Origin of the sequence: Moorena sp. SIO3E8 (genome assembly GCF_010692445.1) — a bacterium.
Taxonomy (GTDB): domain Bacteria; phylum Cyanobacteriota; class Cyanobacteriia; order Cyanobacteriales; family Coleofasciculaceae; genus Moorena; species Moorena bouillonii.
On record NZ_JAAHHM010000196.1, the window covers coordinates 1 to 9562 of the forward strand.

The window sequence follows — 9562 nt, forward strand, 5'->3', positions numbered from 1 at the left end:
TATTCTAGCTCAGAAGCCGGATATATCCATCTCGCAGCGCCCCTTCGGGTGGGAACTTCGCTTGAACTCTAGCCTCTATGGAGAATTATGGAATTCTCACTCCTTTGAGCGCCTTCATCGGTCGCCCAGGTTATACTATCATAACAGTCATTACTGTTTGATTCTTGCTGTAAACAGGCACCGGTTTCATTAACAATTCTATTAGTGACTTGATTGACAGCAGCTCTTACACTGTGGTTTTTATAGAATTGATTGCTGATATTGATGGTATCGATATTCAAGGCTAGGGAAATCACTAATCCAATTAAAAAAGATATGGCTTTAGACTGACGCTTGTATACCCCTGCCGCTCGTGCCATGGATTCGTCAAACCATGTTGCTAGTTCTTCTTGGAGTTTTTTCAGGTCTTTGTTCCGGTCAGAGTATTCAAATTTTGCTTTATCAATCAGGGTTAAAAGGGTTATCTTTAAGTCTTCCGGAAGTAAATTTTTTATCTTCTCTTCTTCAAGGGCTGTTTTAAAATTGTCCAGGGTAATCTCGGCATTATTTTTTAAGGTTGATGCCTGCTGAACAATGGTCATGATTAAAGCGGTGGCAAAGGTATCTGATGGAATATAGGAAGGCCCACTAACCTTTGAGTTAGATTTTGACTTTAATTCATTTTGGTTATCTAGGTCTTTGGCTTCGTGATTAACTGATTTAAGCAACGGATTTTGATATAATTTTTTTAAAAGCCGTTTGGTCTTTTTTAAATTGTTAATCTGATCAACGGTTACATTAACTGATTCTTGATCTGACTCATCGACCACATCTTTCAGGGTTATATTTCCTAACTGAATACCACCATTAATTAAATTTTCGATAGCCCTCTGCAGGTGTTTAGCCCGCCATTGTAAAACGCTAGCGAGATATTCTTGGATTTCAGAGGCTAACAGACTGGTAATCAGGTAGACAAAAAATAAGCCAAGGGCAACGTTTAAAATAGCAGATAGGTCCATGATTAACCAGCACTCTAGTCAAAAAGAGCAGTAGAAGTGGGCTTTTTTGCCCCCTTCTGTCAAAAAAATGATATACGATCTAGTGAACTGCGTCCTAGATCCTAGCCTGAAAATCCTAGGCAAGTTATGCTCTGTTTAACTTCTAAACCTCTACCTCTAGGCTTCTGAGTAAGAACGCCCACTTATCAGCAATCTCTTCAATTATCTTACTGGTGGGCTTCCCTGCACCATGGCCTGCTTTGGTCTCAATGCGAATTAACACTGGTTGTTCCCCTTCATGGGCCTCCTGCAAGGCTGCCGCAAATTTGAAACTATGGGCAGGGACAACCCGGTCATCATGGTCAGCGGTGGTAATCAGGGTAGCAGGGTAAGGGGTTTTTGGTTTGAGATTGTGTAATGGGGAATAGGCGTAAAGGGCTTTAAATTCCTCTGGGTTATCTGGGGAACCGTAATCGGAACACCAGGCCCAACCAATGGTAAACTTATGGAAGCGCAACATATCTAGTACTCCCACCGCTGGTAGGGCTGCACCGAATAAGTCTGGACGCTGAGTCATGGAAGCACCGACCAATAATCCCCCATTGCTACCGCCTGCGATCGCTAATTTTTGTGGTGAGGTGTACTGAGCATCAATTAGCCACTCCGCCGCTGCTATGAAATCATCAAATACATTTTGCTTGTTGAGTTTTGTGCCAGATTGGTGCCAATCTTCCCCATACTCACCGCCACCACGGAGATTGGCAACAGCATAAACACCTCCCATTTCCATCCATACCAGATTGCTAATGGAGAAATTAGGGGTGATCGAGATATTAAAGCCGCCGTAGCCATAGAGGTAAGTGGGGTTATTGCCATCTAACTCCAATCCCTTCTTGTGGGTGATAAACATAGGCACTTGGGTGCCATCTTTGCTAGGGTAGAAAACTTGTTTGGTCTCGTAGTCATCGGGATTAAAGTCTACCTGGGGCTGCCGGAAAATGGTACTTTCCCCACTTACCATGTCGTAGCGATAGATGGTTGCAGGGGTGGTGAAGCTGGTATAGCTGTAGAAGGTTTCAGTATCATAACGTAACCCATTGAAACCACCAGCGGAACCAATACCAGGTAATTCAACTTCCCGCACAAAGGAACCATCCAGGTCAAAAATTTTGATGGAGGAGTGAGCATCTTTGAGGTAATCGGCCACAAATTGGTTGTTGAGTAAGCCAACACCTTCTAGGGTTTCATCCGCTTGGGGAATTACTTCTTGCCACTGTGCCTGATCAGGATGATTAGTATCTATGGCAATGACTCGACTACGAGGGGCATCTAAGTCTGTGCTGAACCAAAATACTGATTGATCATTCCCGATGAAGCTATAGCTGGCATCAAATTCGTTAATCAGTTCCACAACTAGGGAATCTGGGTCTTGCAAATTTTTATAAAACACCAGATTCTTGGGGTCAGTACCCTGGTCAACTATAATGATAAGATAATTACCATCTTCAGTGACTCGACCACTAAAGAACCATTCTTTCTGGTCAGGGCGCTCATAAATCAGACTATCCTCTGACTGGGGTGTTCCCAGCTTATGATAATAGAGCTTTTGATAATAATTGAGGTCTTCTAATTTAGTGGTTTCATTGGGTTCATCGAAGCGGCTATAGAAGAAACCTTGATTGTCGTGAGTCCAAGATGCCCCAGAAAACTTCACCCACTTAATCTGATCCGAGAGGTCAAGACCGGTTTCTACCTCCCGCACTTGCCACTCTTGCCAATCAGAACCAGACCTAGACAGACCATAGGCGAGCAGCTTGCCATCTTTACTAATGGCTAAACCTGATAGGGCAACGGTACCATCTTCTGAAAGGGTGTTGGGGTCAAGTAATAGGGTTGGTTCAGCATCCAGGGAGGTCAAGGTGTAGAGAACACTTTGGTTCTGGAGACCATCGTTTTTGAAATAAAAGTAGCGATCGCCTTTTTTAAACGGAGTGCTATATTTCTCGTAATTCCATAGCTTGGTGATGCGCTGCTTAAGTGTTTCCCGTGTTGGTATTTCGCTGAGATAACCAAAGGTGACTTGATTCTGTGCTTCTACCCAAGCCTTAGTTTCCTCTGAATCTGGGTCTTCTAGCCACCGGTAAGGGTCAGCAACTAGAGTACCGTGGTAATCATCGACTTGGTCGGCTTTGCGGCTTTTGGGATAGTTCAGGGGTTGACTGGTAGATGGCATGGTCGCAGATGGTGAGGAGCGTTTCTAGTTTAACGTTTCTATTCTTTGGGTCGAGGTTGGAGGACATGGGCAGCTATGGGGCATAACGTTTTAGGGAGCCTACCCGAGATACTTTCAATTTTTGCGATCGCATTGCTATGGGACTGTGGGAAATTGTCACTGTTCGCGCTTCTTGACCCTCCGGGTTCAGCAGTTACTCTACTTGGGGAAACCCCAAGACTGTACTGCTTCACAAGATTCGCACAAAAATTTGGCGCGATTGACCGTAGGTCAATCTTGTAGTGGATTAACACAGCCATCACAACAATTCCCTGAATTCCTCACGACTAAGCTGAGTGTCACGCAATATTTGGGACAATAAACCACGCCCAATGGTTTCACCAGAATGTACCGGGATGACGGTTCTACGTCCGTCATCATGAATTAAAATATGGTGACTTCCACGTACCCTCGCCACTGTAAACCCTGCTTTCTCCAGTGCTGCGATAATTTCCCGTCCAGTTAAACTTGGTAATTGACTCATACTTCCACTGCAACTCGCTGTACACCAACGAAGTCAAGGGAATCTTCTACATTTTCTTCAAATTCCAAACAAAGGGCGATCGCTTCTCGAATACGCTCCATCAATTCATCCAAAGATTTTGCTTGGGTATGACACCCTTTAAGAGTGGGAACAGAAGCTACAAAGTAGCCATCAGCATCCTGCTCGATAATTACATTAAATTCTCGACTCATTTTTGATTTCAATTTATTGAATATAGATAGTATATTTTGCTTAGCAATATTTACTATATAATCAAATTATAGCATTTTATAGGATTTCCTAAATAGGTGAGGTAATTTCTGGTCGGCCATATTTTTCCTGAAGCTGCTGAAATGCTTCCTTTAACGGAATACCTTCTCCTTGCTCAAACTCCTCAATACTCTTTCGGATGCCCGCAATAGACTCAAGCAATTCCATCCTATCGAGAAGTTGCTGATAGCTTTCAGCATCTTGAACAACTGCAGCAGCTTTGCCATTAACAGTAAGAACGATTGGTGCTTTAGTTTCTTTGAGCCTTGCGATAAAGGCTTTAGCGCCCCGTTGGAATTCTGAGAGTGGATGGATGTCACTCAGACTAAACATGATAGTTTTTAGAAATTATTTGATAATTTGATGTTAATAACTTGAAACTGTTTTGTCTAATGGGATCCATTTAGCCGTCAGTGGTCAGCTGATAGCTGATAGCCGTCAGTGGTCAGCTGATAGCTGATAGCTGATAGCCGTCAGTGGTCAGCTGATAGCTGATAGCTGATAGCCGTCAGTGTTCAGCTGATAGCTGATAGCTGATAGCTGAAAACTATAAAACTTTCGGGACGACTTCTACCTTCACTTCCATCCCTACTTTTCCTAGCAAATTAATTAACTTATCCACACTAAATCGACTAATTTCACCATTCATTAAATTACTAATCCTCGGTTGGGTTTCTCCCAAAAACTCTGCTGCCTCATTTTGAGTCCATCCCCGCTCCTGAATATAGGAACGTAAATCTAACATCAGATCCGCTCTTACCTTGAGATTCATTGCTTCTTCTGCCTCAAATCCCAAATCTTTAAATACATTGTCATCCCCTAACAGGACGTTGACGGTTTTTTCATCAGTCATTTTTATGTTTATCCTTTTGTTCCTTTCTAAACTGAACCATCTCCTGATAACGCTTCTGTCCTAGTTGAATGTCCCGCTTTGAGGTCTTCTGTGTTTTTTTCTGGAAAACATGAAGCACATAAATAGCTTTTGCTGCTTGTATCAATGTCAAACACCTTAATGCGTAGTGCTATATAGGGCAGTCGCTACCAATTAATTACTGTTAAAACCGTTACCTTCGCAAATTATTGATCAGCGGTCACCAAACTGGCAGAATTTTGTATTGCCATCGCCGCAATTATAGCATCGGGCAATTTCAACCTATATTGCTGGCGAATTTCAATAATTTTCTCAATCAACCCAGTGTCAATCGACACTAAACCGATCACCTCTACTCGCTGAAGAAACTGTTGAAAAAGTTGGCAATCGCTTTCGGCTAGCCCAGAAAACGCCAGAAACTCAATTTGGCTAATAACTGAAATCCCGATCCACTCAGCATTTTGTAATAATTGAATTAGTTGAGTATTTCCTTGCAGTAGGGCCACAATTGCATTCGTATCCAGAAAATAGCGATTACCACTCATCCCTTAGAGTCCTTTGCATTGCTACCGCATCTCCCCCAAAGGTTAATCGCCCCACCAAATCAGAAAAATCATAGTTTAATTCCTGCTTCTCAACTGATGAAACTGGATCTAAAACAAGAACAACGTTAACCTCAACTGCCCTTAAATGGGTCGGAATCGTAAGATTCAAACAACCAGATTCATCAGTCTTAGTGGTCAGTTTTAGAACTTCCATTGCCAGTAGAATGAGTGGACATTACCTTAGCTTATCTTAGCGCGATTGATCGTCTATTAGCATAGTGCATTCGCGTAGCGTGACCTACGGTCAATCCCGTAGCGTGGCCTACGGCCAATCGCAAAGCCCTAACCCTTTCCGCTAATCCCACGTCTCAATGGCCTGATCTACTTTCGTCCCTATTCCCTACTCCCGATTCCCGATTCCCGATTCCCGATTCGACCGTAGAGCACAGTTAGCCCCTTCCGGGCATTACGAATACTAGGATGATTAGGCTCTAGCACTGGCGTGAGGATGCTCAGAGATTTGTGGAAAAAGCTCACAGCTAGCTTTAACTTGTCCAACTCGTTACTCTCTTCCGAGATCAGCCAAGCCAAGTCACTCAGGTACATTCCCACTTGGGGATGATTGTTGCCGTAACTTGAGTTCAGGGACTTGATGCACTCTTGATACAATTCTATGGCCTCGGTCAAGCGCCCCAGGGTTTTGTAGGTCAGTGCCAAACTTGCTTTATGCACTGCTAAGTTAGGGTGATTGGGACCGTAGAACTCTTCAATTACCTTAATCGCGTCCTGGTGAAATAGTTCTGCTTTATGATATTCCCCAGAATAGTATACTAAGGCAGACTAGGATAAGTAGAAATTGAAAAATGACAACTGGTTTAACCAACCCTAGTCCTTATTACCTGAAATTAATCACCGAATTTGCGCCCCGTCCCATTACCAATAATGCTGAATTAATCGCCACCCAACAAAGAATCAACGACCTATTAGATCAAAAACCGCTTAATCAAGATGATCAAGATTATCTCAGGGTATTAGGGATGTTAGTCTATGACTATGAAGAAAAAACTGAACAATTCCCCGAATTAACCGATGCAGAATTATTACAGACATTAATGGAAGACTATAATCTAACGATACAAGATTTGTTAGGTATTTTTGAGCAAGAGCAAGCGATTTTAGATATATTAAACGGAAAGCGTAAACTCAATTCTCAAGAAGCCTTGAAAGTGCGTAGGCTAAGCCCTAGCCCGTTGGGCTAATTGGGGAGCAGGTCAAACTTGCAGAACAAATGAACTACTTGACAAAATGAGTAAATTGAGTTTATCTGTGTCAAGCTACCTAAAAAATTAAGAATTAATCCCAAAATGACCCCTGAAAAGCAAAAAGAGCTCAACGAGTATCTTCAAGCAATTGCCAAGATTCTTTATGAGGACTCTGATCCGACCAAACTAGACACAATGGCGGGAATAGAAGAAACTGTGAGAGAGAAAACTTTAGAGTATATCACACCAAAAATCGGTTTTTTTTTATCAAAGAAACAACAAAAACCGAGGCCGGAAGACTGAGAACATTAAAGAGTATCATTGGAAAATTACCAATAACCGAAAAGCAAGCCATCCGATTAAATCTCGAAACTAACCAAAGAATAAGTCCGTTTTTAGAGCAGTGTTGTGTTCGAGCAAGCGCCAATGTATCTTATGATAATGCTGCCAGAGATATTGACTACTATACAGGAATGAAAATCTCAGCAAAAACACAACAAAGACTAGTACATCGTTATAATTTTACTGACAATGACTGTAGTAAAGATATTGAAGAAGTGAGTGTAGATGGAGGAAAAGTAAGGTTAAGAACGCCAAAAAAAGGAGAACCTTGTCTCTGGAAAGATTATAAGGCAATCTGTGTGAATAAATCCACGAGAAAAGCTTGGTTTTCCGAAAATGAGGAATTAATAAATTGGGTGAATGAGCAACCGTTATCAGACCCACTGAATTGCCTGGGGGACGGGCATCCTGGGATTTGGAATATTTTTAAACAATTTAATTGTCCAGGAGAAAAACGGGAAATTCTTGATTGGTTTCACTTAGTTGAAAATTTCCATAAGGTCGGTGGTTCACTGAAAAGATTGAAAAAAGCCAAAAGTTTATTGTGGTCAGGTAACGTTGATGAAACTCTTAACTTGATTTCTCCTTTGACTAAAAAACAAGCCGAAAACTTCTGTAATTATTTAGAGACTCATCGAGAGCGTATTATTAACTATAAATACTATCAAGAGCAGTCAATTTGTTCCATTGCTTCAGGAGCTGTTGAATCTACAGTCAAACAAATTGACCGACGACTGAAGATTTCTGGAGCACAGTGGAAACCTGAAAATGTGCCTCAAGTTCTCAAACATCGATGTGCTTATCTCAATAACAATCTTTAGTAGCAGGTTTTCAGTAAAAACACGCTTCATTAACTAACGATAAAACTCACTCTTATCGGACGTGTGAATTATCCCAAAACTAATGAAGTTATTCACAGATGTGGCCTAGTTGAGGGATTATAATAGAACTCGCCCATTAAATCCAACTCTATTCAAAATACTAATAGCACACTGCCCTGCACTTTACAGTGTAGGACATAAATGCCGATTAACAGTCTCTTTTATGTTTTATTTACATAAAGCGGGCAACAGATAATCTACCTCTAGTACAAATGCTCTGCATAAGTGACATGCTCCCGGCTAATTGCACGTGTTGTAGTGGGTTATTCGACAGGATAAGTGACCAAAGCAATCGATAGGGCGTTGCTGAATCTTCCCATGAATAGGAGTAGATTGGGCATCCTGCCCGCCTGATAATATCTTGAAACTGGCAAGATGCCAGTTCCACCCAAGATGCCCGTTCCACACCTGATGCCCGCCCGATAATATATTGAAACTGGCAAGATGCCAGTTCCACGCAAGATGCCAGTTCCACACCTGATGCCCGCCCGATAATATATTGAAACTGGCAAGATGCCAGTTCCACACCTGATGCCCGTTCCACAAAACTCGGCTTTACAAGTTTAACCAAACCTAGTCTTATGACTCAAACCTTCACCACCCAACACCTTTCCCCAGAAGCGATCGCTCAGCTTGTCAAGTATTTGCCTGACTACATAAAGGTTGCACTCCAGGAAAAGTCTACGGAATTCGAATGTTCCCTCGAAGCTACCATTGAAATGGCAATTTCCAACTTCCTAGACGAAGAAGCATTGAGCTTTGAGGATTGTTTACTCGCTCAACGTCTGAAAAATAAGAATCAAAATTGTCGATAAATAGAATAACTAAAGCGATTACGAATTTGTCCCTGTAACTCAATCCGAATCTAAACACTCACGCTGCCGTTGTCCCATTTTATAAGCACAGAGATTGTATATATATCTGGCGCGAGTTTTGAGAATGGTCAATTGATCCGCCTTTCCCAACAAGTCATCTAACTCAGCCACCTCATCAGTGCAGAGCAATGATTCTACATTTCTGGCCACTAAATCATCCAAACGAGTTTGATCTGCCACAGCCAATTTACAAGTTGCCAGTGCTTCTAACTCATCTACACTCAAACCAAGTAAACACTCCTCATCCAACCCTAATGGATTAGCGAGTCGAGAATAGGTGTTCCAATCCAATAAAACCCCAACTCGTTCTCCCTGCTCATTCGTGACATACTGTAATAAACTTGTCATATCAAAAACCTTATCTTAACCAAACAAGAATCATTATCACCTTACTGGAATGTTCCCTTTGCTAAGCAATCCCATATCCAGTATATTGACGAATATCAGGGGGATGAAAAGCAAGAACAATCCTATCCTTCGGAACTCCTGTGGCAACCAATTCATCCGTGATACCATCCTCAATCCCATCATAGTGAATCCAGATTTTACTATCGCGGATTTCAGCATGAACTATAGTACCATATACACGGCAATGGTTTTCCCAGCCTTCATGGAGCAGCATAAAATGATTGCAATCGCTACTGATAATTACAGAGGATTGGGTAAGTCAGCAGGGTTACCCCCGCTTCGTCCCCTAAGCACCGTGCGAACAAGTCTCCAAGTACACGGCGCAACTAACTCCAAAAGAACTCATTTATCACTGCCTTCTCTTTTCTTAGATTT

16 protein-coding genes and 1 pseudogene are annotated in these 9562 nt (G+C 42.1%); 3 read left to right on the plus strand and 14 right to left on the minus strand.

Annotated elements, in window-relative coordinates:
- Positions 1-68 precede the first annotated feature (68 nt).
- The 11 genes and pseudogenes from F6K46_RS35960 to F6K46_RS36010 form a co-directional block, all read right to left on the minus strand.
- Positions 69-998, minus strand: coding sequence for a hypothetical protein (locus F6K46_RS35960; RefSeq protein ID WP_293067257.1), 930 nt, complete (start codon positions 996-998; stop codon positions 69-71).
- Between the two features lie 142 nt (positions 999-1140).
- Positions 1141-3210, minus strand: a complete 2070-nt coding sequence (locus F6K46_RS35965) for a prolyl oligopeptidase family serine peptidase (protein WP_293067260.1) — start codon at positions 3208-3210, stop codon at positions 1141-1143.
- Positions 3211-3248: 38 nt separating this feature from the next.
- The gene (locus F6K46_RS35970) at positions 3249-3509 is read right to left on the minus strand and encodes a hypothetical protein (RefSeq protein ID WP_293067263.1); all 261 of its coding nucleotides are present in this window, start codon (positions 3507-3509) and stop codon (positions 3249-3251) included.
- Positions 3509-3733, minus strand: a complete 225-nt coding sequence (locus F6K46_RS35975) for a type II toxin-antitoxin system HicA family toxin (RefSeq protein ID WP_293067266.1) — start codon at positions 3731-3733, stop codon at positions 3509-3511. Before F6K46_RS35975 ends, F6K46_RS35970 begins: the two co-directional genes overlap by 1 nt.
- Positions 3730-3945, minus strand: a complete 216-nt coding sequence (locus tag F6K46_RS35980; RefSeq protein ID WP_293067268.1) for a type II toxin-antitoxin system HicB family antitoxin — start codon at positions 3943-3945, stop codon at positions 3730-3732. Before F6K46_RS35980 ends, F6K46_RS35975 begins: the two co-directional genes overlap by 4 nt.
- Positions 3946-4033: 88 nt before the next feature.
- Entirely contained in the window at positions 4034-4336 is a 303-nt protein-coding gene (locus F6K46_RS35985; RefSeq protein ID WP_293067271.1) for a type II toxin-antitoxin system Phd/YefM family antitoxin, read from the minus strand.
- A 214-nt stretch (positions 4337-4550) separates the two neighbouring features.
- Positions 4551-4856, minus strand: coding sequence for a helix-turn-helix transcriptional regulator (locus F6K46_RS35990; protein WP_293067273.1), 306 nt, complete (start codon positions 4854-4856; stop codon positions 4551-4553).
- Positions 4849-5007 (minus strand): type II toxin-antitoxin system RelE/ParE family toxin, encoded by a 159-nt coding sequence (locus F6K46_RS35995; RefSeq protein WP_366510862.1) that lies wholly within the window; start codon positions 5005-5007, stop codon positions 4849-4851. The genes F6K46_RS35990 and F6K46_RS35995 overlap by 8 nt, the downstream gene beginning before the upstream one ends.
- 73 nt (positions 5008-5080) lie before the next feature.
- The gene (locus F6K46_RS36000) at positions 5081-5419 is read right to left on the minus strand and encodes a type II toxin-antitoxin system VapC family toxin (RefSeq protein ID WP_293067276.1); all 339 of its coding nucleotides are present in this window, start codon (positions 5417-5419) and stop codon (positions 5081-5083) included.
- Positions 5409-5633 carry a hypothetical protein gene (locus F6K46_RS36005; protein WP_293067279.1) on the minus strand — a complete coding sequence of 75 codons (225 nt, stop codon included), beginning with the start codon at positions 5631-5633 and terminating at the stop codon, positions 5409-5411. Before F6K46_RS36005 ends, F6K46_RS36000 begins: the two co-directional genes overlap by 11 nt.
- Before the next feature lie 179 nt (positions 5634-5812).
- A pseudogene (locus F6K46_RS36010) lies at positions 5813-6235 on the minus strand (tetratricopeptide repeat protein); the annotation flags it as partial.
- A gap of 47 nt (positions 6236-6282) precedes the next feature.
- Between F6K46_RS36010 and F6K46_RS36015 the strand changes: the two are divergent.
- Both F6K46_RS36015 and F6K46_RS36020 read left to right on the plus strand, forming a co-directional pair.
- Complete coding sequence (locus tag F6K46_RS36015; protein WP_293067282.1) at positions 6283-6678, plus strand: hypothetical protein; 396 nt, start codon at positions 6283-6285, stop codon at positions 6676-6678.
- Between the two features lie 105 nt (positions 6679-6783).
- Positions 6784-7844, plus strand: a protein-coding gene (locus F6K46_RS36020; RefSeq protein ID WP_293067285.1) for an ISKra4 family transposase whose coding sequence is annotated in 2 segments (ribosomal slippage) — positions 6784-6937 and positions 6937-7844 — 1062 coding nt in all. Because the reading frame shifts where the segments join, the coding sequence is not laid out codon by codon here.
- Between the two features lie 232 nt (positions 7845-8076).
- Here F6K46_RS36020 and F6K46_RS36025 read toward each other — a convergent pair.
- Positions 8077-8475 (minus strand): hypothetical protein, encoded by a 399-nt coding sequence (locus F6K46_RS36025; RefSeq protein ID WP_293067288.1) that lies wholly within the window; start codon positions 8473-8475, stop codon positions 8077-8079.
- Positions 8476-8485: 10 nt separating this feature from the next.
- Between F6K46_RS36025 and F6K46_RS36030 the strand changes: the two genes are divergently transcribed.
- Positions 8486-8719 carry a hypothetical protein gene (locus F6K46_RS36030; protein WP_293031490.1) on the plus strand — a complete coding sequence of 78 codons (234 nt, stop codon included), beginning with the start codon at positions 8486-8488 and terminating at the stop codon, positions 8717-8719.
- Between the two features lie 39 nt (positions 8720-8758).
- Here the strand turns inward: F6K46_RS36030 and F6K46_RS36035 are convergent, their stop codons facing one another.
- Positions 8759-9127 carry a hypothetical protein gene (locus tag F6K46_RS36035; protein ID WP_293067291.1) on the minus strand — a complete coding sequence of 123 codons (369 nt, stop codon included), beginning with the start codon at positions 9125-9127 and terminating at the stop codon, positions 8759-8761.
- Between the two features lie 61 nt (positions 9128-9188).
- Positions 9189-9428 (minus strand): XisI protein, encoded by a 240-nt coding sequence (locus F6K46_RS36040; RefSeq protein ID WP_293067294.1) that lies wholly within the window; start codon positions 9426-9428, stop codon positions 9189-9191.
- Positions 9429-9562: the final 134 nt, after the last annotated feature.

What these genes read in the sequence shown, in the direction of transcription:
- F6K46_RS35960 (WP_293067257.1), bottom strand. Translation starts at nt 998, where the DNA reads ATGGACCTATCTGCTATTTTAAACGTTGCCCTTGGCTTATTTTTTGTC.
- F6K46_RS35965 (WP_293067260.1), bottom strand. Translation starts at nt 3,210, where the DNA reads ATGCCATCTACCAGTCAACCCCTGAACTATCCCAAAAGCCGCAAAGCC.
- F6K46_RS35970 (WP_293067263.1), bottom strand. Translation starts at nt 3,509, where the DNA reads ATGGCTGTGTTAATCCACTACAAGATTGACCTACGGTCAATCGCGCCA.
- F6K46_RS35975 (WP_293067266.1), bottom strand. Translation starts at nt 3,733, where the DNA reads ATGAGTCAATTACCAAGTTTAACTGGACGGGAAATTATCGCAGCACTG.
- F6K46_RS35980 (WP_293067268.1), bottom strand. Translation starts at nt 3,945, where the DNA reads ATGAGTCGAGAATTTAATGTAATTATCGAGCAGGATGCTGATGGCTAC.
- F6K46_RS35985 (WP_293067271.1), bottom strand. Translation starts at nt 4,336, where the DNA reads ATGTTTAGTCTGAGTGACATCCATCCACTCTCAGAATTCCAACGGGGC.
- F6K46_RS35990 (WP_293067273.1), bottom strand. Translation starts at nt 4,856, where the DNA reads ATGACTGATGAAAAAACCGTCAACGTCCTGTTAGGGGATGACAATGTA.
- F6K46_RS36000 (WP_293067276.1), bottom strand. Translation starts at nt 5,419, where the DNA reads ATGAGTGGTAATCGCTATTTTCTGGATACGAATGCAATTGTGGCCCTA.
- F6K46_RS36005 (WP_293067279.1), bottom strand. Translation starts at nt 5,633, where the DNA reads ATGGAAGTTCTAAAACTGACCACTAAGACTGATGAATCTGGTTGTTTG.
- F6K46_RS36015 (WP_293067282.1), top strand. Translation starts at nt 6,283, where the DNA reads ATGACAACTGGTTTAACCAACCCTAGTCCTTATTACCTGAAATTAATC.
- F6K46_RS36030 (WP_293031490.1), top strand. Translation starts at nt 8,486, where the DNA reads ATGACTCAAACCTTCACCACCCAACACCTTTCCCCAGAAGCGATCGCT.
- F6K46_RS36035 (WP_293067291.1), bottom strand. Translation starts at nt 9,127, where the DNA reads ATGACAAGTTTATTACAGTATGTCACGAATGAGCAGGGAGAACGAGTT.